This window comes from Thermomonas fusca (assembly GCF_005862345.1).
Lineage (GTDB): Bacteria > Pseudomonadota > Gammaproteobacteria > Xanthomonadales > Xanthomonadaceae > Thermomonas > Thermomonas fusca.
The window spans coordinates 335,588-361,340 of sequence record NZ_SROY01000001.1; the positions used below are offsets into that span (position 1 = coordinate 335,588).

Annotated in this window: 19 protein-coding genes; 14 read left to right on the forward strand and 5 right to left on the reverse strand. The window is 71.3% G+C overall.

All coding sequences use genetic code 11. The annotated features are described in order from the left end of the window. Window positions 1–6: 6 nt before the first annotated feature. Window positions 7–732, reverse strand: coding sequence for a ComF family protein (locus tag E5S66_RS01540; RefSeq protein ID WP_138347786.1), 726 nt, complete (start codon window positions 730–732; stop codon window positions 7–9). Between the two features lie 49 nt (window positions 733–781). Between E5S66_RS01540 and bioB the strand changes: the two genes are divergently transcribed. Next, window positions 782–1,816, forward strand: coding sequence for a biotin synthase BioB (gene bioB / locus E5S66_RS01545; protein ID WP_138346911.1), 1,035 nt, complete (start codon window positions 782–784; stop codon window positions 1,814–1,816). Window position 1,817: 1 nt separating this feature from the next. Continuing rightward, window positions 1,818–3,035, forward strand: a complete 1,218-nt coding sequence (gene bioF, locus E5S66_RS01550; RefSeq protein ID WP_138346913.1) for an 8-amino-7-oxononanoate synthase — start codon at window positions 1,818–1,820, stop codon at window positions 3,033–3,035. Between the two features lie 59 nt (window positions 3,036–3,094). Here the strand turns inward: bioF and E5S66_RS01555 are convergent, their stop codons facing one another. Continuing rightward, a complete protein-coding gene (locus E5S66_RS01555) occupies window positions 3,095–4,567 on the reverse strand; it encodes an NAD-dependent succinate-semialdehyde dehydrogenase (protein WP_138346915.1) in 1,473 nt (490 codons plus the stop codon). Window positions 4,568–4,684: 117 nt separating this feature from the next. Between E5S66_RS01555 and bioH the strand changes: the two genes are divergently transcribed. Genes bioH through E5S66_RS01590 form a run of 7 tightly spaced genes read left to right on the forward strand, consistent with a single transcriptional unit; the run spans window position 4,685 to window position 13,067 of the window. Next, window positions 4,685–5,452, forward strand: coding sequence for a pimeloyl-ACP methyl ester esterase BioH (bioH, locus tag E5S66_RS01560; RefSeq protein WP_138347788.1), 768 nt, complete (start codon window positions 4,685–4,687; stop codon window positions 5,450–5,452). Further along, entirely contained in the window at window positions 5,449–6,372 is a 924-nt protein-coding gene (gene bioC / locus E5S66_RS01565) for a malonyl-ACP O-methyltransferase BioC (protein WP_028840438.1), read from the forward strand. Before bioH ends, bioC begins: the two co-directional genes overlap by 4 nt. Next, window positions 6,369–7,361 (forward strand): multidrug resistance efflux transporter family protein, encoded by a 993-nt coding sequence (locus tag E5S66_RS01570; protein ID WP_138346916.1) that lies wholly within the window; start codon window positions 6,369–6,371, stop codon window positions 7,359–7,361. The genes bioC and E5S66_RS01570 overlap by 4 nt, the downstream gene beginning before the upstream one ends. Before the next feature lie 54 nt (window positions 7,362–7,415). Continuing rightward, a complete protein-coding gene (locus E5S66_RS01575; protein WP_138346918.1) occupies window positions 7,416–10,514 on the forward strand; it encodes a response regulator in 3,099 nt (1,032 codons plus the stop codon). Continuing rightward, window positions 10,487–11,335 (forward strand): CheR family methyltransferase, encoded by an 849-nt coding sequence (locus E5S66_RS01580; protein ID WP_171033435.1) that lies wholly within the window; start codon window positions 10,487–10,489, stop codon window positions 11,333–11,335. Before E5S66_RS01575 ends, E5S66_RS01580 begins: the two co-directional genes overlap by 28 nt. Beyond that, complete coding sequence (locus tag E5S66_RS01585; RefSeq protein WP_138346922.1) at window positions 11,332–11,910, forward strand: chemotaxis protein CheB; 579 nt, start codon at window positions 11,332–11,334, stop codon at window positions 11,908–11,910. Before E5S66_RS01580 ends, E5S66_RS01585 begins: the two co-directional genes overlap by 4 nt. Further along, entirely contained in the window at window positions 11,907–13,067 is a 1,161-nt protein-coding gene (locus tag E5S66_RS01590; RefSeq protein ID WP_138346924.1) for a hybrid sensor histidine kinase/response regulator, read from the forward strand. The genes E5S66_RS01585 and E5S66_RS01590 overlap by 4 nt, the downstream gene beginning before the upstream one ends. Before the next feature lie 3 nt (window positions 13,068–13,070). Here the strand turns inward: E5S66_RS01590 and E5S66_RS01595 are convergent, their stop codons facing one another. Continuing rightward, complete coding sequence (locus E5S66_RS01595) at window positions 13,071–14,048, reverse strand: pyridoxal-phosphate dependent enzyme (RefSeq protein WP_138346926.1); 978 nt, start codon at window positions 14,046–14,048, stop codon at window positions 13,071–13,073. Window positions 14,049–14,506: 458 nt separating this feature from the next. Between E5S66_RS01595 and E5S66_RS01600 the strand changes: the two genes are divergently transcribed. The 5 genes from E5S66_RS01600 (at window position 14,507) to E5S66_RS01620 (ending at window position 19,701) form a co-directional block, all read left to right on the forward strand. Next, the gene (locus tag E5S66_RS01600; RefSeq protein ID WP_138346928.1) at window positions 14,507–14,698 is read left to right on the forward strand and encodes a hypothetical protein; all 192 of its coding nucleotides are present in this window, start codon (window positions 14,507–14,509) and stop codon (window positions 14,696–14,698) included. After that, window positions 14,695–16,584, forward strand: coding sequence for a tRNA uridine-5-carboxymethylaminomethyl(34) synthesis enzyme MnmG (gene mnmG, locus E5S66_RS01605; RefSeq protein WP_138346930.1), 1,890 nt, complete (start codon window positions 14,695–14,697; stop codon window positions 16,582–16,584). Before E5S66_RS01600 ends, mnmG begins: the two co-directional genes overlap by 4 nt. Before the next feature lie 105 nt (window positions 16,585–16,689). Continuing rightward, window positions 16,690–17,958 (forward strand): sialidase family protein, encoded by a 1,269-nt coding sequence (locus E5S66_RS01610; protein WP_138346932.1) that lies wholly within the window; start codon window positions 16,690–16,692, stop codon window positions 17,956–17,958. Window positions 17,959–18,043: 85 nt separating this feature from the next. After that, window positions 18,044–18,280, forward strand: a complete 237-nt coding sequence (locus tag E5S66_RS01615) for a hypothetical protein (RefSeq protein WP_138346933.1) — start codon at window positions 18,044–18,046, stop codon at window positions 18,278–18,280. A 5-nt stretch (window positions 18,281–18,285) separates the two neighbouring features. Continuing rightward, the gene (locus E5S66_RS01620) at window positions 18,286–19,701 is read left to right on the forward strand and encodes a hypothetical protein (protein WP_138346935.1); all 1,416 of its coding nucleotides are present in this window, start codon (window positions 18,286–18,288) and stop codon (window positions 19,699–19,701) included. Between the two features lie 139 nt (window positions 19,702–19,840). Here the strand turns inward: E5S66_RS01620 and E5S66_RS01625 are convergent, their stop codons facing one another. Both E5S66_RS01625 and E5S66_RS01630 read right to left on the reverse strand, forming a co-directional pair. Next, window positions 19,841–23,755 carry a translocation/assembly module TamB domain-containing protein gene (locus E5S66_RS01625; RefSeq protein WP_246037103.1) on the reverse strand — a complete coding sequence of 1,305 codons (3,915 nt, stop codon included), beginning with the start codon at window positions 23,753–23,755 and terminating at the stop codon, window positions 19,841–19,843. Window positions 23,756–23,777: 22 nt separating this feature from the next. Next, window positions 23,778–25,676 carry an autotransporter assembly complex protein TamA gene (locus E5S66_RS01630; RefSeq protein ID WP_138346937.1) on the reverse strand — a complete coding sequence of 633 codons (1,899 nt, stop codon included), beginning with the start codon at window positions 25,674–25,676 and terminating at the stop codon, window positions 23,778–23,780. Window positions 25,677–25,753 lie beyond the last annotated feature (77 nt).

A 25,753-nucleotide genomic window follows, 5' to 3' on the forward strand; every position in this document is an offset into this window, starting at 1 on the left:
GGCGGGTCAAGCCACGCGCGCGCACACCCAGGCATCGATGCGCGCCACACCCGCTGCGCGCAGGGCCCGGGCGGCGGCGTGCAGGGTGGCGCCGGTGGTCATCACGTCATCGATCAACGCCACGTGCGCCGGCAATGTCGCCCGGGCGTCCACGCGGAACGCGCCGCGCAGGTTGCGTCCGCGAGCCTCCGCGTCCAGCCGCGACTGCGCCCGGGTGGCCTTGGCTCTCTGCAGCAGCCCGGCGTGCAGCGGTAGATCCAGCGCCCTGGCCAGCGGTCGCGCCAGTTCCAGCGCCTGGTCGTAGCCGCGCTGGCGCAGCCGTTCGCGGTGCAGCGGCACTGGCACCAGCGCCTGCGGGCGCGGCAGGCCGGCGAAGCGCTCGGCCATGCACTGCGCCAGCACCCACCCGGCGGAGAAATCGCGATGGAACTTCAGCCGCGGCAGCAGCCGGTCAAGCGGGAACGCGTAGTCGAAGGCTGCATGCGCGGCCTCCAGTGGCGGCGGTCGCGCGAGGCAGGCCGGGCAGGTTGCGGCTTCGGGCATCGGCAGCGCGCAGCGCGGGCAAGCGTGGCGCGGGCGCGGAAGCGCGACGTGGCAGGCGGCGCACAGGTCGCGCCCCGGCAGGCCGGGATCGCCGCAGACCAAGCAGCGCGGCGGGAACAACCAGCAAAGCGGCGCGCACCACTTTCCGTCAACTCTGGATTGCCTGATTTGGTTGACGGTGACGGGCATGCGTTCCAGACTGCGCGCCTTCGCGCCCTGCGTCAGTCGGAAAAACCCCATGCCCGAGGTCGTCGCTTTCCCCGTTCGCCATGACTGGAGCCGCAGCGAGGTGGAAGCGCTGTTCGCGCTGCCCTTCACCGAGCTGCTCTACCGCGCCGCCTGCGCCCACCGCCAGCACTTCGACCCGAGCGAGGTGCAGGTGTCCACGCTGCTGTCGGTGAAGACCGGCGGCTGCCCGGAGGACTGCAGTTACTGCCCGCAGGCGGCGCGCTACCACACCGGCGTGGACGCGACCAAGCTGATGGACCCCGCCGAGGTGGTGGAGAAGGCGCGCCAGGCCAAGGCCGCCGGCGCTTCGCGCTTCTGCATGGGCGCGGCCTGGCGTTCGCCGAAGGACCGCGATATTCCGAAGGTCGCCGAGATGATCCGCGAGGTGAAGGCGCTGGGGCTGGAAACCTGCGCCACCCTCGGCATGCTCAGCGGCGGGCAGGCGCGGGCGTTGAAGGACGCCGGGCTGGACTACTACAACCACAACATCGACACCGACCCCGAGTTCTACGGCGACGTGATCCATACCCGTCAGATGCAGGACCGCTTCGACACCCTCGCGCAGGTGCGCGATGCCGGCATGAAGACCTGCTGTGGCGGCATCGTCGGCATGGGCGAGTCGCGCCGCCAGCGCGCCGGCTTGCTGATGACGCTGGCCAACCTGCCGGCGCACCCGGATTCGGTGCCGATCAACCGGCTGGTGCAGGTGGAAGGCACGCCGCTACACGGCACCGTCGAACTGGACCCGTTCGAATTTGTGCGCACGGTCGCAGTGGCCCGGATCCTGATGCCGAAATCGATGGTCCGGCTGTCCGCGGGCCGTGAGACGATGTCCGACGAGCTGCAGGCGCTATGCTTTGCCGCAGGGGCGAATTCGATCTTCCACGGGGAGAAGCTGTTGACCACCGGCAACCCGGATACCGGCCGCGACAAAGCGCTGTTCGAACGCCTCGGCCTGCGGCCGATGCAGGTCGACGCCGTGCGCGACGACAGCATCGACGCCTGCACCGCCACGGTGCACGCCGGCATCACCGAAGCGGCCTGAGATGGCGCGCGAGTCGCTGCCCGCCCGCATCGCCGCGCAGCGCGAACGACGCGCCGCCGAGCAGCGCATCCGCGTCCGCCGCAGCGTGCTGCACCGCGACGGCGCACGTTGCGAGGTGATGGGTGCCGACGGCGTGCCGCGCTGGCTGCTGAATTTCTGCGGCAACGACTACCTGGGCCTGTCGCAGCAGTTCGCGGTGGCCGGGGCCTTGCAGGACATGGCTTCGCGCGAGGGCGCCGGCGGCGTCGCCTCGCACCTGGTCTGCGGCCACCATGCCGCCCACGAAGCGCTGGAGCGCGAAGTCGCCGAGTGGCTGGGCGTGCCTTCTGCGCTGCTGTTCGGCAGCGGCTACCTGGCCAACCTGGCGGTGCTGCAGGCGCTGCTGGGCAAGGGCGATGTCTGCGTGCAGGACCGGCTCAACCACGCCAGCCTGATCGACGGCGCGCAGCTGGCCGGCTGCGCCCTGCGCCGCTATCCGCATGCCGATCCCGAGGCCGCGCTGCGGCAGCTGCGCGGCTGGCCGGATGGCGCCGCGCTGCTGGCCACCGACGGCGTGTTCAGCATGGACGGCGACATCGCGCCGCTGAAGCAGCTGGCGCTGGTGGCGCGGGTGCAGCGCGCCACCCTGTACGTGGACGACGCCCACGGCATCGGCGTGCTGGGCGAGGAAGGCCGCGGCAGTATCGATGACGCCGGGCTGGACAGCGCCGCGGTGCCGCTGCGGCTGGTCACTCTCGGCAAGGCGCTCGGCAGTTACGGTGCGGTGGTCGCCGGCGAAGCCGATCTGGTCCGCCACCTGGCCGAAACCGCGCGCCCGTACATCTACACCACCGCGCTGCCGCCGGCGCAGGCCGCGGCCTCGCTGGCGGCGGTCAAGCTGGCGCGGCGCGAACACTGGCGGCGCGAAAAACTCGCCGCGCTGGTGCAGCGCTTCCGCGCCGGTGCGCGCCGCCACGAACTGGAACTGCTGCCTTCCGATACGCCGATCCAGCCGCTGCTGTGCGGGGCAGAGGCGGATGCGCTGGCGATGGCCGCGGCGCTGGAACGGCAGGGGTTCTGGGTGGCGGCGATCCGTCCGCCCACCGTACCGGAGGGCAGTGCGCGCCTGCGCATCACCCTGTCGGCCGCGCATACCGAAGCCGACGTCGACAAGCTGCTGGACGCGCTGGCGCGCGCGCGCGACTACGCGCGGGCCGGCGTGTTCGCCACCACCGCGTAAAAGCGCGGGCGCTTCCGCAAGAGCACGCAAAGAGCATCGCGCGCCCCAGTGCTGAGCGCCTACACGCCGCCGACGCAGACGTACTTCAGCTCGGTGTAGTCGTCGAGGCCGTACTTCGATCCTTCGCGGCCGACGCCGGACTGCTTCACCCCGCCGAACGGCGCCACCTCGGTGGAAATCAGCCCGGTGTTGATGCCCACCATGCCGGCCTGCAGCGCTTCCGACACCCGCCAGCTGCGGGCCAGGTCGCGGGTGTAGAAATACGCGGCCAGTCCGAACGGAGTGGCGTTGGCACGGCGCAGCACCTCGTCTTCGGTTTCGAAGCGCAGCAGCGGCGCCACCGGGCCGAAGGTTTCCTCGTGCGCCAGCAGCATGTCGTCGCCGGCGTCGAGCAGCACGGTGGGTTCGAAGAAGGTGCCGCCCAGCGCGTGGCGATGGCCACCGATGGCGATGCGCGCGCCCTTCGCCAGCGCATCGGCGATATGCGCTTCGACCTTGGCCAGCGCCTTGGCATCGATCAGCGGGCCCTGGTCGGTGTCGTCCAGCAGGCCGTCGCCCACCCGCAGCGCCCGCACCGCCGCGACCAGTTTTTCCGCGAACGCGTCATGGACCCCCGCCTGCACGAACAGCCGGTTGGCGCAGACGCAGGTCTGCCCGCTGTTGCGGAACTTGCTGGCGATGGCGCCTGCCACCGCGGCATCCAGGTCGGCATCGTCGAACACGATGAACGGCGCGTTGCCGCCCAGTTCCAGCGACAGCCGCTTGAGGTCGGTCGCGCACTGCGCCATCAGCTGTTTGCCGACCGCGGTGGAGCCGGTGAAGCCGAGCTTGCGCACCTTCGGGTTCGAAGTCATCTCGGCGCCGATGGCGGGCGCGTCGGCGCCGGTGACGATGTTGAGCACGCCCGGCGGCAGCCCGGCGCGCTCGCCGATCACCCCCAGCGCCAACGCCGAGAACGGGGTCTGCAGCGCGGGTTTGCAGACCACCGTGCAGCCTGCCGCCAGCGCCGGTCCCAGCTTGCGGCCCAGCATCGCCGAAGGAAAATTCCACGGCGTGATCGCCGCGACCACGCCTACCGGCTGGCGCAGGGTGAGGAGGCGCTTGTCGCCGGCATGGCCGGGAATGGTGTCGCCGTCCATGCGCTTGGCCTGTTCGCCGAACCATTCGAAATAGCTGGCCGAATACGCCACCTCGCCCAGCGCCTCCGCCAGCGGCTTGCCCTGTTCGGCGGTCATCAGCACGGCGAGGTCGTGCTGGTGCTGCATCATCAGGTCGTGCATCCGGCGCAGTACCTGCGCGCGCTGTTTCGCGGTGGTGGCGGCCCATGCCGGAAAGGCGGCGTGGGCGGCATCGATCGCCTGGCAGGTTTCCGCTGCGCCCATGTCCGGCACCGTGCCCAGCAGCGCCCCGCTGGCGGGATTGCGCACCTCGCAGCGGCCGCCGGCGTCCGAGTCGCGCCATTGCCCGGCTATCAGCGCCTGCTCGCGCCACAGCCCGGAATCGTCGAGGGATGGCTGGCGGCTGGCATGCATGGGCGGCTCCGGTTGCTGGGTGATCCGCCCACGATACGGCGGGCGGGATCGGCTTCGCGCGATAATGCGCGGTTCCGGAACCCGCCGCGCGCTGTTGGCGCGAGATCAATGAACAAGCTGCATGTGGAAATCGCGGGCAGCGGCCCGCCGCTGGTGCTGCTGCATGGCTGGGCCATGCACGGCGGCATCTTCGCGCCGCTGGTCGAGGCGCTGCGCGCGCACCGCACCCTGCACGTGGTGGATCTGCCCGGCCACGGCCACAGCCGCGACAGCGGGGTGCCGCTGGCGCTCGATGCCTGCGCGCAGGCGCTGCTGGAGACGCTGCCTGTGGCGCCGTGGTGCGGCTGGTCGCTGGGCGGGCTGGTCGCGCTGCGCGCGGCGTCGCTGCAACCGTTGCGCGTGCCGGCGCTGGCGATGGTCTGCGCCACGCCCAAATTCGTGGTCGCCGACGACTGGCCGCAGGGCATGCCGGCCGAAGTCTTCCACGGCTTCGCCGACGGCCTGCGGCTGGACTGGCAGGCCACCATCGACCGCTTCATCGCGCTGGAGGCGTTCGGCTCCGACCGCATGCGTGAGGAGCTGCGGATGCTGCGCGACGCGGTGCTGGCGCATGGCGAACCGTCGCCACGGGTGCTGGCGGAGGGGCTGCAGGTGCTGGAAGACAGCGACCTGCGCGACGCCCTGCCGGCGCTGGCCGTGCCCAGCCTGTGGCTGGGCGGGCGCCGCGACCGGCTGGTCAATCCGGCGGCGATGCAAGCGTCCGCCGCGCTGGCGCCGAACGCGCGCTACGTTCAGATCGAGCATGCCGGCCACGCGCCGTTCCTGACCCATGCGGATGAGGTCGCGCAGGCGCTGCTCGGCTTCCTCGTGGAGGCGGGCGCATGAGTGCGCCGCTGTTCGACGCCAGGCAGGTGCGGCGCGCGTTCTCGCGTTCGGCCTCCGGCTATGACGCTGTGGCGCAGCTGCAACGTCTGGCCGAAGCGCGGCTGATGGAGTCGCTGGACTACCTCGACGATCCCGCGCTGGCGCGCCAGCCGCCGCAGCGCGTGCTCGACCTCGGCTGCGGCACCGGCCATGCCAGCGCGCTGCTGCAGCAGCGCTGGCCGAAGGCGGAGATCCTGTCGCTGGATCTTGCGCTGCCGATGCTGCGGCAAGCACGCGCTGCGGCCAAGCCGGCGTCGCGCTGGCTGCCCAACCCGTTCGCGCGCGCGCCAGTGCAGGTCTGCGCGGATGCGCGCCAGCTACCGCTGGCCGACGGCAGCGTGGACGTTGTGTTTTCCAACCTGTGCCTGCAATGGGTGGAGGACCTGGAATCGGTGCTCAACGGCTTCCGCCGCGTGCTCAAGCCGCAGGGCCTGCTGCTGTTCTCGACCTTTGGCCCGGAAACCCTGTGGGAGCTGCGCGGCGCGTTCGCGCAGGCCGACGCCGCGCCGCACGTCAGCCCGTTCGTGGACACCGCGGGGATCGGCGATGCGCTCATCAACGCCGGCTTCTTCCAGCCGGTGGTGGACCGCGACGAGGAAACCACCGTGTACCCGGACCTGCCGGCGCTGATGCACGAGCTGCGCGCGCTGGGTGCGACCAATGCGCTGGCCGGCCGCCGCGCCACCTTGACCGGGCGCGGGCGTTTTGCCGCCGCCGCCGCCGCGTATGAAGCGCACCGCTTCGATGCCGGCCTGCCGGCGACCTGGGAAATCATCAGCGCGATGGCGTGGGCGCCGGAACCGGGCGCGCCGATCCGCGAAGGCGGTGCCGATCTGGTGGCGGTGCCGGTGGCGCGAATCCCGATCCGGCGTCGCGGGTGAGCCCGTCGCGGCGGGCGCTGCCGGCGGTCGCGCTATCGCTGCTGTCGGCGCTGTTCTTCACCGCCACCTATGTGCTCAACCGCGCCGCGGCGCTGGAGGGTGGGCACTGGGCCTGGACGGCGGCGCTGCGTTACCTGTTCGTGCTGCCGCTGCTGCTGCCGTTGATGCCGTGGCAGGGCGGGGTGGCGCCGGTGTGGAGGGCGATCCGCGGCGCGCCCGGTGCGTGGCTGCTGTGGAGCGGGGTCGGCTTCTTCCTGTTCTACGCGCTGCTTTGCTACGCCGCCGCCAGCGGGCCGTCGTGGCTGGTGGCCGGCACCTTCCAGGTGACCGCGCTGGCCGGGATGCTGTGCGCGCCGTTGCTGTACGACGATGCGCGTGCGCGCATCCCGCGCGCTGGCTTCGCGGTGGCTGCGCTGATCGTGGCCGGGGTGCTGCTGATGCAGCTGGGCCATGCGCAGGGCGCGCTGGACGCGGGCGGGTGGCTGGCGCTGGCCTGCGTGGGCGCCAGCGCGTTCGCCTATCCGTTGGGCAACCGCGGGCTGTTGCTGCATCTGGAAAAGCGCGGCATCGAACTCAATGCCACCCAGCGGGTGTTCGGCCTGACCCTGGCCAGCCAGCCGGCGTGGCTGGCGCTGTCGCTGTGGGCATGGACGCAGGCCGGGCCGCCGCCGGCGGCACAGCTGGGGCTGGCGTTCGGAGTGGCGCTGAGCGCCGGGGTGATCGCCACCATCCTGTTCTTCCAGGCCACCGGCATGGTCCGCGACAACGGCACCGCGCTGGGCGCGGTGGAGGCGATGCAGGCGGCCGAGGTGCTGATCGCGGCGTTGCTGGGCGCACTGTTCCTGGGCGAGGCCTGGCCACGCGGGCAGGCGCTGTCGGGGGCGTTGGTGGTGGTGGCGGGGATCGCGCTGTTCGCCTGGGTGGTGGCCCGCGATGCCGCCCGTGACCGCCGCGAAGTGCGCGCATTGCGCAGTGACCGCGGCGGTTGACGCGGTCTCCACAGGCAAGGGGTTAGGCTAGGGCGTTCCCCAACGGGTTAGCGCATGCCCCCCCAAGACATCCGCCAGCACGCCGCCTGGATCGCCATCGTCCTGACCCTCGTGGTCACCCTGCTGCTGGATGCGATCACCCCGCTGGGTTACGCGGAATGGTGCATGTATTTCGTCGCGGTGGCGCTGGCGTTCTTCCAGGAGCGCCCCCGCGGGCCGCTGCTGGTGGCGGCCATCGCCACGGTGCTGCTGGCGTTGGGCAGCTGGCTGTCGCCGGACGGCATCGATCCGTTCATGGCCAACCTCAACCGCGCCATCGGCGCGGGCTGCTGCTGGGTGCTGGCCTGGGTGGTGCGCGATGCGCTGCTGGCGCGCGTGCAGGTGAGCGAGGCGCTGTGGCTGGAGGAAAGCCTGGCCGAGCTGATGGTGTCGCTGCGCGGCAGCCAGGCGCCGGAGGCGCTGGCGCACAACGCGCTCTCGGTACTGGGCGATCGTCTGGGCGCACCCGTCGGCGCGCTCTACCAGAGCAACGACAGCGAATTGACCCTGGTCGGCGGGCTGGCGATGCCGCCCAACCAGCCGCGCAGCCTGCGCCACGGCGACGGCGCGGTGGCGGAAACCGTGCGCAGCGGGCGCGCCCAGCGGATCGCGCCGGTGCAGGCCTCGCATCTGGTGCTGGCCACCAGCCTCGGCACCAGCACCCCGGGGGAACTGCTGCTGGCGCCGATCACCCTGGACGGCGAGGTCATCGGTGCGTTCGAGATGGGCCGCATGGGCAAGCCGCCGATTTCGTCGCGGCTGGAGCTGAAGCTGATCCGCGCCGCCGGCGAACCCATCGGCGTGGCGCTGCGCGCCGCCAACGTGCGCCAGCAACTGCTGGACCTGCTGGAGGAAACCCAGCGCCAGAGCGCCGAGCTGCAGACCCAGCAGGAAGAACTGCAGGTCGCCAACGAGGAGCTGGAAGAACAGAGCAACTCGCTGCAGCAGTCGCAGGCGATCCTGGAGGCGCAGCAGGCGGAGCTGGAGCGGACCAATGTGCGCCTGGAGGAGCGCACCCACCAGCTGGAATCGCAGCGGCGCAGCCTGCTGGCGGTGCAGGCCGATCTGGAGCGCAATGCGCATGCGCTGGCCGAGGCCAGCCGCTACAAGTCCGAGTTCCTGGCCAACATGTCGCACGAGCTGCGCACGCCGCTCAACAGCGCGCTGATCCTGGCCAAGCTGCTGGCGGACAACAAGCCGGGCACGCTGACCGAGGAGCAGGTGCGCTACGCCCACGCCATCCACGCCGCCAACAACGACCTGCTGGTGCTGATCAACGACATCCTGGATTTGTCGCGGATCGAGGCCGGGTACGTGGAGTTGGCGGCCGAGCCACTGGACCTGCGGTGGGTGGCCACCCGCCTGCACGACATATTCCAGCCGCTGGCCGCCGACAAGGGCCTCGCCCTGCGCATCGAGGGCGACTTCGATGCCATCGGGGTGGGCGATGTGAAGCGTCTCAAGCAGATCCTCAAGAACCTGCTGGCGAACGCGATCAAGTTCACCGAGCAGGGCGAGGTCACGTTGCGGATGGAAGCCCGGCAGGGCGACCGGCTGGCGTTCGTGGTCACCGATACCGGCATCGGCATTCCGGCCGACCAGCACGAGGTGATTTTCGAAGCGTTCCGCCAAGCCGACGGCAGCACCAGCCGGCGCTTCGGCGGCACTGGCCTGGGGCTGTCCATCTCGCGCGACCTGGCGCGGCGCATGGGCGGCACCCTGCAGGTCCGCAGCACGCCCGGCGAGGGTAGTTGCTTCACCCTGGAGTTGCCGGCCGACATGAGCGCGGCCGCGCTGGCGTCGGCGATGCCAGAGCCAGCGCCGGCACCCGCTGCCGCCCGCGCGCTCGTGCAACCGCCGCCGGACGGGGCTGTGGCGGAACAGCACGCGCCGCCGGCGATGGGCCTGGTGCCGGATGACCGCGCCTGTCCCGCACGGCCCGGCCGCCTGGTGTTGGTGGTGGAGGACGAACCTGCCTTCGCGGCGGCGATGGTGGACATCGCCCATGACCTCGACTTCGACTGCGTGGTCGCCGCCAGCGCGGCGGAGGCGATCACGCTGGCCGCCGAGCTGGCGCCCTGCGGCATCCTGCTGGACATCGGCCTGCCCGACGGCTCCGGCCTGGGCGTGCTGGAGCGGCTCAAGCGCGACCCCACCACCCGCCACATCCCGGTGCACGTGGTGTCGGCACTGGATCGCACCCAGCTGGCGCTGGAAATGGGCGCCGTCGGCTTCCTGCGCAAGCCGGCCACCCGCGAGATGCTGGGCGGCGCGCTGCGCGCGCTGGAAGCGCGCGGGCACCGCGACGGCCAGCGCCTGCTGATCGTCGAGGACGACGCCGACTTGCGCGCCAGCCTGCGCGCGCTGCTGGCCCGCGACGGCCTGAGCATCGTGGCGGTAGGCAGCTTGGAGGAGGCGCAGCAGGCACTGGCCGGCGCCCCATTCGACTGCGTGGTGACCGACCTGGCGCTGACCGACGGCAGCGGCGACGCGCTGCTGGAACAGATCGCCCGCGGCCACGGTGCATCCGCGCCGCCGGTGATCGTCTACACCGGCCGTTCGCTCGGACGCGAGCAGGAGCAGCGCCTGCGCCGCTACTCCAGCAGCATCATCATCAAGGGCGCGCGCTCGCCGGAACGGCTGCTGGACGAAGTCACCCTGTTCCTGCACAGCGTCGAGGCGCAGCTGCCGGGCGATCAGCAGCGGCTGCTGGCCGAGGCGCGTCGCCGCGACAGTGCGCTGGACGGGCGCAGCGTGCTGCTGGTGGAAGACGACGTGCGCAACATCTTCGCCCTGTCCAGCGTGCTGGAACCGATGGGGGTGCGGCTGGAGATCGCGCGCAATGGCCGCGAGGCACTGGAGGTGCTGGATCAGCGCAGCTTCGACCTGGTGCTGATGGACATCATGATGCCGGAGATGGACGGGCTGGAGGCGATGCGCCGGATCCGAGCGCAGCCGCGGCTGGCCGAACTGCCGATCATCGCGTTGACCGCCAAGGTGATGCGCGATGACCGCCAGCGCTGCTTCGATGCCGGCGCCAACGACTACATCGCCAAGCCCATCGATGTGGACAAACTGGTGTCGCTGTGCCGGGTGTGGTGTTCGCGGCCGTGAACGAGGAGGCGTTGTTCGACCTGGAGGTGCGGCTGCTGCTGGAGGCGCTGTTCCAGCGCTACCACCACGACTTCCGCGACTACGCCCTGGCCTCGGTGCGCCGGCGCGTGCGCCAGGCCATGCAGCGGCTGGAGTGCGAGAGCGTGGCCGACCTGCAGAACCTGGTCCTGCACGAGCCGGATGCGTTCGCGCAGGCGCTGCCGTTCTTCACCGTGCAGGTCTCGGAGATGTTCCGCGACCCGGCCTATTTCCTGGCCCTGCGCGAGCACGTAACGCCGGTCCTGCGCACCTATCCTTCGCTGAAGATCTGGGTGGCCGGTTGCAGCAATGGCGAGGAGGTCTGGTCGCTGGCGATCCTGCTGGCCGAGGAGGGCCTGCTGGAACGCACCCTGATCTATGCCACCGACATCAATCCGCAGGCGCTGCGCGCGGCCGAAAGCGCCACCTACGAAGCGCGGCGGGTTGGCGGCTTCAGCAAGAACTACCAGGCCGCGGGCGGCACCGGCTCGCTGTCCGACTACTACAGCAGCGCCTATGGCCGCGCGGTGTTCGACCGCCGGCTGCGCAAGCACGTGGTGTTCGCCGACCACAGCCTGGCCACCGACGCGGTGTTCTCGGAAGTGCACCTGGTGTCCTGCCGCAACGTGCTGATCTACTTCAACGCCGGTCTGCAGGACCGCGCGATCGGTCTGTTCCGCGAGGCGCTGGTGCATCGCGGCTTCCTGGGCCTGGGCAGCCGGGAATCGCTGCGCTCCGGCGCCAACGCCGATGCGTTCGAGCCGCTGGTGGCGGCGCAGAAACTGTTCCGGAAGAAGGCATGAGCCTGTTGCACCCACCGCCAACAGCCATCGTGATCGGCGCCTCCGCCGGCGGCGTGGCGGCGGTGCGCGAACTGCTGGCCGGGCTGCCGGCCCGGCTGCCGTGCGCGGTGCTGGTGGTGATCCATCTGCCGCGTGGACGCCCCAGCCAGCTGGCCGAAGTGATGGCGGGCACGGCCGCCCTGCCGGTGCTGGAGGCCGAGGACAAGCAGCCCATCGTCGCCGGCCAGGTGCTGCTGGCACCGGCGGACTACCACCTGATGGTGGAAGATGCCGGACACGTGGCGTTGTCGGTGGACACACCGCCGCTGTATTCGATGCCGTCCATCGACGTGCTGTTCGAATCCGCCGCGCATGTCTGGCAGCATGAGCTGCTGGCGATCGTGCTGACCGGCGCCAGCGCCGACGGCGCACAGGGCGCGGCCGCGGTGCGCCGCGCCGGCGGCAGGGTCTGGGTGCAGGACCCGGACGAAGCGGAAATGCCGGTGATGCCGGCGGCAGCGCTGGCGACCGCCGGCGCCGACGCCGTGCTCACGTTGCAGCAGATGGTCGAGCAGCTGGCGGGGGTGGAGCGATGAATCTTTCCGATACCGAAACGGCGCCGCTGCAGGCGAACGTGCTGGTGGTGGACGACGTGCCGCAGAACCTGATGGCGATGCGCGCGGTGCTGGAGGGCGAGGGCCTGTCGGTGCTGACCGCCGAATCCGGCGCGCAGGCGCTGGAACTGCTGTTGACCCATTCGGTGGCGGTGGCGCTGCTGGACGTCAACATGCCTGAGATGAACGGCTTCGATCTGGCGGAGCTGATGCGCGGCTCCAGCCGTACCCGCGAAGTGCCGATCCTCTTCCTGACCGCCTCCCCCCGTGATCAGCGCCGGATGTTCCGCGGCTACGACAGCGGCGCGGTGGATTTCCTGTACAAGCCGGTCGAGCCGCACGTCATCCTCAGCAAAGTGCAGGTGTTCGTGGAGATGGCCCGCCAGCGCGAGCTGATGCGGCAGAACAACGAACGGCTGGCGCGTGCGCTGGCGCTCAACGAAACCATGATCGCGGTGATGACGCACGACCTGCGCACGCCGCTGTCGGTGATCAGCCTGTGCGCGGAATCGCTGGAACTGATGCCGCCGGAAACCGATCGCAGCCGGATCGCCGGGCGCATCCTCGACAGCGCCCACCGGATGGCGCGGATGATTGCCCAGCTGCTGGACTTCTCGAAGATCCGCTCCGGCGTGCTGCGGCTGGAGCCGCAGGAAGGCGATCTGCGCGCGGTCGCCGACCAAGTGGCCGAGGAGCTGCGCCAGTCCGCCCCCGGGGTTGCCGTCGAGCTGGCGTGCGAAGGCACGATGGGCGGCCGTTTCGACGTCGACCGGATGACCCAGGTGCTGTCCAATCTGGTGGGCAACGCGGTGCGCCATGCCGAGGGGGCGCCGGTGTCGCTGCGCCTGGACGGCAGCGATTGCAATCGCCTGCAGGTGCAGGTGCGCAACCGCGGTTGCATCGACGAAGCGCTGCTGCCGCGGCTGTTCGAGCCGTTCAAGAGCAGCTTCCAGGCCTGCAGCGGGCTGGGGCTTGGGCTCTACATCGTCGACCAGTTCGTGCGTGCGCACGGCGGCGAGGTGGCGGCGGCGAACCGCGACGGCGAGGTGGTGTTCAGCCTGTGGATTCCGCGCCAGCCTGCCACCTCGCCGCTCGCCGGCGGTGCGCGTCCGCAGGTCGCGCCGCTGCCGCTGGATTGAGCCTCAGGCGGCGCGCGCCAGCAGCGTCGGCAGCGCATCCAGATCGACGTTGCCGCCGGACAGCACGATGCCGACGCGGCGCCCGGCGAAGTGCCCGGGATGCGCCAGCACCGCCGCCAGCGCGATCGCCGACGAAGGTTCGACCAGCTGCTTGGTGCGGGTCCACAGCAGCCGCATCGCGGCGATGGTGCGCGCGTCGTCCACCGTCAGCACCTGCGCATCGGCCGCGCGCAGCAGGTCGAAGTTGATTGCGCCCAGGGTGCCGCGCAGGCCGTCGCAAACGGTGTCGGGGACCATGTCGAGGTCGAGCGCGCCGCGCGCGAACGAACGCGCGCCGTCGGCCGCACCGATGGGCTCGGCGAGGAACAGCCTGCACTGCGGCGCCAGCGCGCGCATCGCCAGCGCGGTGCCCGCCGCCAGCCCGCCGCCGCCCAGCGGCACCACCAGCGCATCCAGATCGGGCTGCGCGGTCAGCAGTTCCAACGCGGCGGTGCCCTGGCCGGCGATCACCCGCGGATCGGTGTACGGATGCACGATGCTGCCGCCGGTGTCGGCCTGCACCTGCGCGCAGCTCGCTTCGCGCGCGGCGATCGTGGGCGCGCAGCGGTGCAGGATCGCGCCGTAGTGTTCGATCGCTGCCAGCTTGGCCGCAACCGCGCCGTCGGGCACCACCACGTGGCAGGGAATGCCGCGCAGTTTCGCCGCCAGCGACAGTGCCGCGCCGTGGTTGCCGGAGGAATGGGTGACCACGCCGCGCGCGGCCTGCGCGGCATCCAGCGAGAACACCGCGTTGCAGGCGCCGCGGAACTTGAACGCGCCGATGCGCTGCAGCTGCTCGGCCTTGAAATGCAGGCTTGCCCCGGCCTCCGCGTCGAGTGCGTGCGAGGTCAGTACCGGGGTAGCGTGGGCATGCGGGGCGATGCGCGCGGCGGCATCGAAAATATCGGCGATAGCGGGTAGCGGCAGGGCTTGGGTGGTCATCGGCGCATGCTAGCGCAGGTGCTCCGATGACCGCCTGAGGCCACGTTGCCGGGCGCTTTGTGAGCTTCGTCACAGGCTGAACCGGAGATTGTCGAAACACTGACCCGGAGCGTCACTTCGCGCCGGTTCGCGCTAATCTAGCCATGCCGGTGCCTGACGGGATTCTCCGGATCCCCCCTGTTCCGCGTCTCGCGGGCACCGGCGCTTTCCTTCCTGGCGCACTGCGCCGCCTCCGTCCGATCAGGCCGGAAGCGCATGCCGCGGCCCCGGAAACAAAGTGGGGGCCGGCTGTCCCCCGACAACCGGCCCCCGTAGCGTCCCCGTCCTGCGCGTAATCGGCCCCTGTTCAGTCCGATCGTCGCCAGTTGGCGTGCCAGGGCGGGTGCTGATCTATCCAAAGCATGAACCGTGCCAACCCTGCCCGGCCGCGCCCGCACGGCGCGCGCGATAATGCCCGCATGCGCGCCAGCTTCCACAACTTCGACGTCATCGTCATCGGCGGCGGCCATGCCGGGCGAATGCGCGGCGTTTGCGAAGCGCAGCTTCGCGCCGCGTCGAGCGCCCGAGGCAGGAGCCGAGGGCTGGGTGACTTGGCGAGCGCAGGACGCGCGAGCTTAGTCACCGACGGTGCCGGCAGGAGTTCCCCGTGAGCCATTCCTTCTACAGCTTCGATGTCATCGTCATCGGCGGCGGCCATGCCGGCACCGAAGCCGCGCTGGCCGCCGCCCGCGCCGGTGCGCGCACGCTGCTGCTGACCCACAGCATCGACACGGTCGGCGCGATGAGCTGCAACCCGGCCATCGGCGGCATCGGCAAGGGCCATCTGGTCAAGGAAATCGACGCGCTCGGCGGGATCATGGCCAAGGCCGCCGACGCCGCCGGCATCCAGTGGCGCACGCTCAATGCGTCGAAAGGCCCGGCGGTGCGCGCCACCCGCTGCCAGGCCGATCGCGCGCTGTACCGCAGCTTCATCCGCCGCGCGGTGGAAACCCAGGACAGGCTCACCGTGTTCCAGGCCGCGGTCGATGATCTGGTCATCGAAGGCGACGCCGTGCGCGGCGCGATCACCAACACCGGCCTGCGTTTCCACGCGCCGGCGGTGGTGCTGACCGCCGGCACCTTCCTCGCCGGCAAGATCCACATCGGTGAAACCCAGTACGCCGCCGGCCGCATGGGCGATCCGCCGTCCACCGCGCTGGCGCACAAGCTGCGCGAAGGTCGCTTCGTGGTCGACCGGCTCAAGACCGGCACGCCGCCGCGCATCGACGGCCGCACGCTGGACTATTCGGTGATGGTGGAACAGCCGGGCGACACGCCGCGCCCGGTGATGTCCTTCATGGGCCGCCACGAAGACCAGCCGGCGCAGGTCAGCTGCTGGATCACCGATACCTGCGAACGCACCCACCAGATCATCCGCGATGCGCTGCACCGCAGCCCGCTGTATTCCGGCCAGATCGAGGGCATCGGCCCGCGCTATTGCCCGAGCATCGAGGACAAGGTGGTGCGCTTCGCCGAGAAGGCCAGTCACCAGATCTTCGTCGAGCCGGAAGGGCTGAGCGTCAGCGAGATCTACCCGAACGGCATTTCCACCTCGCTGCCGTTCGATGTGCAGCTGGACCTGGTGCGCAGCATCCGCGGCTTCGAGCAGGCGCACATCACCCGCCCCGGCTACGCCATCGAATACGATTTCTTCGATCCGCGCGGGCTGAAGGCGTCGCTGGAAACCAAGGCGGTGGCGGGGTTGTTCTTCGCCGGCCAGATCAACGGCACCACCGGCTACGAGGAGGCCGCCGCGCAGGGCCTGCTGGCTGGCGTCAACGCGGCGCGCTGCGTGCGCGGGCAGGATGCGTGGAGCCTGCGCCGCGACCAGGCGTATCTCGGCGTGCTGGTCGATGACCTGATCACCCACGGCACGTCCGAGCCGTATCGGATGTTCACCAGCCGCGCCGAATACCGGCTGCAGCTGCGCGAGGACAATGCCGATGCGCGGCTCACGCCGATGGGCCGCGAGCTGGGGCTGGTGAACGCCGCGCGCTGGGAAAAATTCTCGCGCAAGCGTGAAGCGATCGTGGCCGAAACCGCGCGGCTGTCGGCGCTGTGGGCGGCGCCGAACAACGCGCTGGGCGCGGCGCTGGCGCGCCATCTGGGCGTCGAGGTCAGCCGCGAGAACAGCGCGCTGGATCTGCTGCGCCGCCCGGAGCTGGACTACGCCGCGCTGATGCGGGTGCCAGAACTGGGGCCGGCGGTGGACGATCAGAAGGTGGCCGAACAAGTCGAGATCGAGACCAAGTACGCCGGCTACCTCGACCGCCAGCGCGAGGAGATCGCGCGCGCGCAGCGCAACGAAACCACCGCGATTCCCGACGCGTTCGATTACGCCGGCGTGCGCGGCCTGTCCGCCGAGGTGCTGCAGAAACTCCAGCGCGTGCGCCCGCAGACCGTGGGCCAGGCGCAGCGCATTCCCGGTGTGACCCCGGCGGCGATCTCGCTGCTGCTGGTGCACCTGGAGCGGGCGCGGCGCGAACGCGCGGCCTGAAGCACGCGGCAATGGCGCAGGGCGTTCGCGCAGCGGCACTTCGAACCGCGTCGTGAATGCCCCGTCCGGGCCGCCTCGATGATCCGGTGGGCGTATCCTGCGCCGATGAACACACGCACTGCACTCGCCTTCGCCTTCGCCTGCTCGCTGCCGCTGCTGGCGGCCTGCAAGCGCGACGCCACTCCACCCAAACCCGCCAACGGCGACTACGCGGCGCAGACTTGGGTGCTGCCCGCAGAAGCGGGATCAATGGCGCCGGATCTGGTATCGGCGCCAGGCGAGCGCGTGCTGCTGAGCTGGATCAACCGCCGTGGCGGCCGCCGCAACGCGCTGCAGTTCGCGTCCTACACCGAACAGGCCGGATGGCAGAGCCAGCCGCGCACCATTGCCGTGGGCAATTCGCTGATCGCCAATGCCGCCGATACCCCGCACCTGCTGGCCACGCCGGACGGCGCGCTGTGGGCGCAATGGCTGCAGCGCCAGCCGGACGATGCCGGCGGCTATGACCTGGTGCTCGCGCGCTCGCGCGATGGCGGCATGGCCTGGACCCAGATCACCCGCGTCAACGACGACGCGCGGCCGGTCGAGCACGGCTTCGCCGCGCTGTGGCCTGACGGTGCGGATGCGCTGGGCATCGCCTGGCTGGACGGTCGCGCGCAGGGCATCGGCGAAGCGCACGGGCCGGACGGTCATAACGCGGTCAGCGGCGCCATGCAGTTGCGGGCCAACCGCTTCGACATGAGCCTGAACCGCGGCGTCGACGCGCAGGTCGACGCGCGCAGCTGCGACTGCTGCCAGACCGCGGTGGCGATGACTGCGCGCGGCCCGCTGCTGGCGTACCGCGACCGCAGTGACGACGAGATCCGCGACATCGCGGTGACGCGGCTGGAAAACGGCGCCTGGAGCGCGCCCAAGATCGTCCACGCCGACGGCTGGAAGATCGACGCCTGCCCGGTGGCCGGCCCGGCGCTGGCCGCGTCCGGCGACACCGCGGTGGTGGCCTGGTACAGCGAAGCCGGCGGCACGCCGACGCTGCGGCTGGCGCGCAGCCCGAATTCCGGGGATCGCTTCTTCGCGCCGGTCGCGGTGGATGCCGGCGCTGCGGTGCTGGGGCGTGCCGCGGTCGCCATCGATACGCAGCAAGTATGGGTGGTCTGGCTGCGCGAGGATGCGCAGGGGCAGACGCTGATGCTGGCCCGCTACCCGCTCGATCTGTCGAAACCGCTGCAAAAGATCCAGGTCGCCAAGTTGGGCGCACGCGGCCTGGCCAGCGGCTACCCGAAGCTGGCGGTGGATGCCGGTGGCGCGTGGCTGGTGTGGACCGACGTGGTCAAGGGCGCCGCCCATCTGAAGGGCGCGCGGATCGCGCGCTGAGGCCGGACAGCGGCCGGGGGGTAAAGCCTGCGGAGTACGCGTGATGCCCCGCACTGTCCGGTTGGGGTCCAGATTTCCGCTATGCATGGAAGATCCCGCAAGAGGAAACGCCATGCGTCCGCTGCCCGCACTGCTCGCCCTGTCGCTGTTGCTGGTCGCCTGCGGGCAGGTGCCGGAGACGAATCCACCGCCGGCCGCCCCGATGCCCAAGGCGCCCGGCGGGGCGCCGAGCGCCAGCGAGCTGTCGCGCTTGCAGGCGCGTGACCCCAAGGAGGTGGCGCGGGTCGTCAGCCGCTCGACTACCTGTTGCACTACCGGATGATGCAGATGACCGGCATCGAGTCGGCGCTGGGCGGTGAAGCGCAGGCGCTGGCGGCGCTGCAGGCCGTCGGCACCGCCTACGAACGCAAGATCGACGCGTTGCTGCCGCAGTCCGCCAGGTTGATGCCGGCTGCGTTCACCGGGGAGGGCATGCAGAGCGGCGTGGTGGGCCTGGGCCTGGCCGGGTTCACTGGCCTGATGACCGGCTCGGTGGTCGCCTCCAGTGTCAGCAGCATGTCCGACCAGCAGCTGGCGGAGTTGGTGCAGCAGGGGCCGATGAGATTCGGCGGCAAAAGCGGCAATGCGGAACTCCAGATCGGGGAAGACGGCAGCCTGGACCAGGAACTGGCCTTCGATGTCGACGAAAGCGGCCTGAGCGGCAAGGTCAAGCTGAAGCTGCACGTGGATGCCTGCCCTGACGTGCAGGGCAAGGTCGGGGTGAGCATGGACGTGGACTCGTCGATGCACGTCAGCGCCAAGCCCGGCACCGGCGGCAGCGTGCACACCCGGTTCAAGCTGGACCGCTGGCTGGACGATGACGCCCGGTTGATCGACAGCGCCGATGGCATGGCCACGGAGATGCAGATGGAAATCGGCGGCGTCGACGACGGTTCCGACCGGCGCATGGCGCGCACGGTGCGGCTGGAACGTGGCGGCGCCGCGTCATCGGCGATGGACGACTGGAGTGGCTTCAACATCTTCACGGACACGCCGGCGGTGGAGATGGCGAATGCACTGATCGAACAGAGCCATCTGATGTTGGTGCTGATCGCGGAGATGCAGCTGCGTGGCATGGGCAAGGGCCCGGCCTGGGAGAGCGGGCGATGCGTGGAGCTGAAAGTGACCAGCGACCCTTCCAGGCGCAAAGGCGTCCGGCCCAATACCGCGTTCGAACTGGAAGCGATCCCGCGCGCCAAGGCCGATGGTGCGCCCACCGGCGGCAGTGTCGTGGCGACGCTGGAAGGCGGCGAGAGCCTCCAACCCGCCAGCGGCAAGGTGCGGGCCGACGCGCGTTACCAATACGCGGGCCCGGCGAAGAAGGATGAAAGCGCCAAGATCTCCTTCGAGGCGCGCAGCAGGCGCGGGGTGGGGCGGGCGGTGCTGGAGTTCGACACCAAGCAGGGGCGGTCTTACCGCATCACCGGGCTGGGCACCTGCAATACCTCGCACACAGTCTGCGACGTCGACCAGCCGTTCTCCTTCCCCGTCTGTGGCGGCACCATGCAGCACGCCCCCACCAGCGACCGCGGCGGCACCCATTCCTTCGAGCACAGTGGCGCCACGGGCTCGGGGAGCTACACGTTGACCGGGCCCGAAGCGGAGATGACCGCCACCTATCAGAACGTCACTTGCGCGGGGAAGCGCTGCTTCAAGACGCCGAACGGCAGAGCGGTCTGGACGAAAATCGATTCTTGCGAATGACGCCACCGGGCCGCCGTCACCGCGCCGAACCCAGGCGCGGCTGACCCACCTGCGCCGATGCTGGCGACGCGGCTACCCTCACCGCCGCCAACGCGCATGCCGGGGCGCAGGCGTGCGGAACTGGCCCGGCGCGGTGCGCCTACTTCTCCGTCCGCCAGTTCACCGACGCGCGGTTCTCCACGGTGGACGATTCGATCTGGATGTCGAAGCCCTTGCGCAGCAGGTATTTCAGCGTCACCACCTGGCCGGTGCCGAGCAGCGACACGCCGTAGCTGACGTAGAGTTTCGGCGACAGGTATTTGCCGATGCCCAGCACCTCCGCGCCGAGCGCGCGCGAGGTGCTGACGCCGGCGTCGTCCAGGCCGATGCGTGCGCCCAGCTGCGCGGTGAGCAGGCCCACGCCGGTGTTGAGCGCGGACTTGGCGACGTCGAGCTGCTGCATTTCGCGGCTGCTCAGGCTGGGCAGCGGGCGGCCCAGGGTGAGGTAGGCCAGCGCTTCCGACTGGCTCATCGCCGGGTTCGACCAAACGCTGGCTTCCGGTGCGGAGGCGCGGCCGTTCACCTGCACGCCGGCGGTGACCGCGCCGATCTCGCGCTGGGCGCGGATGTCCAGCCGCGGGTCGCCGGCTGGCGTGTTCGACCACAGCAGGCGGCCGCGGGTGATGCGCAGGTCCTGGCCGTAGGCGCGGTAGCGGCCGCCGACCTCCAGCGCGCCGGTGGCGCGCAGCTCGCCGCCGGGCGGCTGGCGCACGCGCAGGCTGCCGTCGAGGGTGCCAGCCAGGCCGAAGCCGTCGATGCGCACGCGGTCGCCCACGTTCACCAGCACGTCGAGGTCGAGCCGCAGCGGCACCGCGGCGGCGCGCAGGGGATCGATCGGGTCCAGCACCACCACGTCGGGCGAGGGCGAGATGCCCATGTCCAGCCGCTCCAGGTGCAGGTCGGCTTCCGGCACCGCCACCGTGCCGCGCACCTGCAGCGGGGTGCCGGCGCGGTAGCGCACCGCGATGTCGGGCGAAGCGAGGATGCGCACCTGGCGGGTGTCGGCCAGCAGCACGTCGGTGCCGCGCAGGTTCAGCTGCAGCGGCGTGGCGTCGTCCAGCCAGCCCAGGCTGCCGTCGATGCGCAACAGGCCCTTGCCGGTGCCCAGGCTGCCGTCGATCAGCGCGCTGCCATCCTCGCGCGCCTGCAGGCGCACGGTGCCATCCTGCACCGCGATGCCCAGCGCCGGCAGCTCGGCGGCGAAGTCCTGCAACTGGCCGCTGCCGCCCAGCAGCGGGCGCGCGCGGGTGCCGGCCAGGCGCAGGTCGAGATCCAGCGTGCCGGCGGGCTGGACGATGTCGGGCGAGAACAGCTCCAGCCAGCCGAGCTCGCGCAGGTTGGCCTTGAGCGTGCCGGCCAGCGGCGCATAGGCGTCCCAGCCGGTGGCGACGTGGGCGGCGATGCGGCCGCCCTTGGCCAGCGCGGTGGCAAGGGTGGCGTCGATGCGCTGGGGGCCGAAGCGCGCATCCACTTTCAGTTCGCGATAGCCGAGCAGGTCGCGGCGCGCGCGCGGGCCGTTGCGCACGCCGCCGCTGGCCGAACTGACGCTGGCGGTGGCGCTCCATGCACTGCCCTGCGGGCGCAGCTGCGCGATCAGATCGAGCTCGCCGTGGAGCGCCCACGGCCGGCCGTCCTCGCGCTTGGGCAGCCAGTCCGACGCCAGCGCCAGCGGCAGGCCGGTGCCGCGCAGGTCCACGCCGCGGCGCGGCCAGTCGGCGCTGGCACATAGCGCGCCGCCCAGCGCGGACTGCAGGCAGGTGGAAGACAGCGCGCCGTTGCGGCCATCCCAGGACCAGCTGGCCGGCTGCTGCTGCGTCCATTTCGCCGCCGCGACGGGGGTGAGCACCGCGTTGGCCAGACTGCCTTGCCAGCGCGCGCCCCGTTTCTGCGCGCTGCCGGCCAGTGCCAGTGCGGCGCTGTCGTTGCCGGCCTCGACGTCGAAGCGCAGTCGTTCCACCGCGCCGCGCAGCGAGGCGCGCAGGTGGGTCAGCGGCACCCCGGCCTGCACGCCGTCGGCATCCACCAGCAGCGCGCCGTCGCCCTGCCGCCACGGCAGCCGGCCCTTGGCCTGCAGCCGCGCCGCGCGGTAGTCGCCGAAGGCCAGATCGCTGCCGGCCAGGTCCACCGCCACGTCCGGCGCATTGCGGGCGCCGCGCAGCGTCAGGCTGCCGCGCAGCACGCCCTTGCCGTCGGGCAGCAGGTCGTCGAGCCGCAGCGGCGCGAACTTCGCGTCCACATCGATGGTGGCGGCGATGCGGCCCTTGGCGTCGATGCGGCTGCCGCCAAGCGTCAGCGCGATGTCGCCAGCCCAGGCATCGCCATCGATGTCGAGATCGCCGCGTCCGGACAGCGCGCGTCCGCGCAGTTTGCCGCCCAGCGCGCGCGCCTCGATGTGGGCCAGCAGGCCCTTGCCGTCACGCAGCGTGCCGTGGCTGCGCAGCGCACCGTTGATCGCGCCCGGCCAGTCCGGCGCGAAGTAGCCGGGGTCGAAGCCGGCCAGCTGCGCCTGCGCCTGCCACTGCAATGCGGGCGTCCATGCCAGCGTGCCGCTGGCGTCCAGCCGGCCCTGCGGCATCGCTGCACGCAGGGTTTCAAAGCGCATGCCGTCGCGGTTGCCAGTGCCGATCACATCGACGCTGGCGCGGTCGTCGCCGCGGGCCAGCCGCGCCTGTCCCTGCAGCGCCCAGCGCTCCAGCTTGCCGGCGATGCCGAGGTCGGCATCGGCCAGCACCGCGGTGTTGCCGGCGGCGTCCTGCCAACGCAGCCCGCGCGCATTCAGCGCCAGCTTCAGCGAGGTGTTGTCCGGGTCGCGCAGGTCGGCCACGCCGTTGGCGACGATGCGCCCGCCCAGCGTCGCTACCGCCAGCGGTTGCAGCTGCAGGCGCTGGTCCAGCAGCTGCAGTTTCGACGGCAGCACCGCCAGGATGAAGTCCCCGCGCTGCAGCTCGCCCTGCAGCTGCGCATCGCCGCCGCTGCCGCTGGCAGCGAGCTGGAAGCGCAGCGGCACGCCGGGTGCGCCGCTGCCGGCCAGCAGATCGATGTCGAGCGCCTCGCTGCCGGCATCCAGCTGCCAGCGCGGCGCATCCGCAGCGCCGTGCAGGGTCAGGGTGGCGCGCAGCGGCGCGGGTGCGCGTCCGGCCAGCGCCACCACCATTCGCGACAGATCGCCGCGCGCCACCAGCCCCAGCCGCGGCGCGGTCTGCCCGGCCGGCGCCGGCAGCACCGCGGTGGCCAGCAGGTCGCTGCGGTAGTTGTCGCCGGGCGCGTAGTCGCCGTGCAGGGTGAAGCGGCCACGGTCGCTGTCCACTGCCAGCCGTTCCACGTGCAGGCTGCCGCTGCGCGCATCCAGCCCGCCGCGCGCGCGCCGGATGTCGACCAGCGGCTGGCCTTCCTGCAGCACGCGCAGGCCGTCGATGCGGATGGCGTCGGCGCGCAGGTCCAGCGGCGGCTCGATGGCCGGCAGCACGTCCGGCCAGGTCGGCAGCTTGAAGGGGGTGTCGCTGCGCGGCAGGTCGAGGGTTGCGCCGGTCACGTCCAGCGCGTCCAGCCGCAGGGTGCGGCCGAGCAGCGGGCGGATCGCCGGGTCGAGCACGACGGTCGTCGCGTCGAAAATGATCGTGCCCATCGCGCAGCTGGCCTGGGCCGTCGGCACGCAGTCGGGGTCGCGCTGGCGCGGCAGCGAAAAATGCACGCCGCGCAGGATCATCGGCCCCGACACCGGGCCTTCCGCCTGCTTCCAGGTCAGCACCGCATCGGCCGGCAGGCGCGAGACGATCTGCCGCAGCAGGAAATCGCGCCCGCCGATGGTCGTGACCAGCCAGTAGATCGCCGCCACCGCCAGCAGCGCCACCGCGCCGATGCCGATGCCGCTGCGGATCGCGATCCTGCGCCGGCGCTTGTGGCGCAGGGTGCGCAATTCGGCGATGCGCGCCTCGCGCTGTTCGCGGCTGGCATCGGCCGGCAGCGGCTCCAGCCCGTAGCGCCGATAGCGGCGGTAGCGTTCGCGCCAGTTCACGGTCGTGCCTTCACGCGCGCCTTCACAGATCGGCGCCGATGTTGAGGTGCAGGGTGATCGGCGAATCGGGCGCGTTGAGCCCGCGCGCGATGTCGACGCGCACCGGCCCCACCGGCGAGCGCCAGCGCAGGCCGATGCCGACGCCGGTATGCAGGTCGGCGTCGCGGCCTTCGAACGCGCTGCCGGTATCCACGAACACCGCCGCACCCCACGGGCCGCGGAAGTAGCGCTCGTATTCCAGGCTGGCGGTGACCACGTTGGGCGCGCCGGTGAAATAGTCGCCGCCGCTGGTGGCGATGCGCGGGCCGATCTCGTGCCAACCGTAGCCGCGCACGCTGCGGTCGCCGCCGGCGTAGTAGCGCAGGCTGGGCGGCAGGTTGAGCACGTCGGCGGTGAAGGTGTGGCCCAGTTCGCCGCGCGCCAGCAGCCGGCTGCTGGGATCCAGTCCGTGGAACCACTGCACGCTGGCATGCAGCTGGGTGAAGCTGGCCCTGCCGTCGGCGCCGCCCTTGCCGCCGCGCAGGGTCAGGGTGCCGCCGCCGCCGCGGCGCGGCGCCATGCGCTCGTCCACGTCGATGTATTCCGCGCGCAGCGAGGGATAGACGAAGCTGGCGTACTTGAAGTCCGGGGTCGGCCGGGTCACGCTGGCATAGGCCCAGCGTTCGCGCAGCACGTGCAGCGAGGCGACCAGGTTGAGATGGTCGTTGTACTGGCCGCTGCGGCTGCCCACCAATTCCAGCCGGCGGCTGTTGACGTAGTCGGTCTGCTCGTCCGCGGCCTGCAGGCTGGCGGTGTACCAGCCGTCCAGCCAGGCGAAGGCGGGGATGCGGTACTGCAGCGTTGCGGTCTTGCGCTTCTCCGCCCAGTCCACCTGCGCCAGCGCCTTGTGCCCGCGCGCGTTGAGGTAGCGCCGCTCCACCCCGGCGCTGATGCCGGGGCCGCTGAGCGTGCCGTAGCTGGCGCCGAGGCTGTAGATGCTGCGCTTGGCGGGGGTCAGCTCCACCTCCACCGGCACCTGCAGGCCAGTGGCCTGCGCCGGCGCGGCCTGCACATCGACCAGCGCGAAATAGTCCAGCATGACCAGCGATTTGCGCAGGCGTTCCAGCTCGGCCTGGTCGTAAGGCTGGCCCGGCGACCACGGCACCAGTTTGCCCAGCAGGCGCGGGTCGATGATGGCCTTGGGCGTCTGGGTGAAGCGCGCTTCGCCCAGCATGTGACGCGCGCCGCTGCTCCAGCGCAGGTCGATGTCGGCGGCCTGCTGCGCCCGCGTCACCTCGACCCGATGGCTGGCCAGCGCGGCATCGAAATAACCGTGCGCAGCCAGTGCGGTGGCGATCCGCGACTTGCCGGTTTCGTACAGGCGGTGGTCGAGCACCGCGCCGATGCGCGGCTCGAACGCGGCCAGCGCGTCGCCGACGTGACGGTCGTCGCCACCCGGCCCGGCCACCCCGAGTTCCAGCCCGCGCACCCTCACCGGCTGGCCGGGATCGATGCGGATGATCACGGTCAGCACGCGGTCGCGGTTGCCGCGCGCGTTGGGTGCATCCGCGCGGTCGCTGTCGGCATCGCCGTCGCTGCCGTCGCCATCATCGGCATCGCCCGCCGCGGCGTCGGCTTGCGCATCGGCGACGGGCGCGGGCCGGTCGCTGCGCTCCACGCTGATCGTCGGCGAGTAATAGCCGAACGGTTCCAGCGCGCGCCGGGTTTCGTCCTCGGCCACCCGCAGCAGATGCCCCAGCCGGCGCGCGCGCAGGTCGCGGTCCAGCTCGTCGCTCAGCGACAGCGCGCTGCGCACGTTGGCTTCCATCGCCTCGTCGCGCAGGCCGATGATCTGCAGCTTCTGCACCTTGATCGCCCACGCCGGCGCGGTGGCCAACAGGCAGGCGAGCAACAAGGGCAGGCGAAAGTGGCAGGCAGTCATCGCCGCAGGATACCGACGCGGCGTCAACGCGCGATTAACTCCGCCGCGCACGCGCACCCGGCGCATGGGTGCGCATG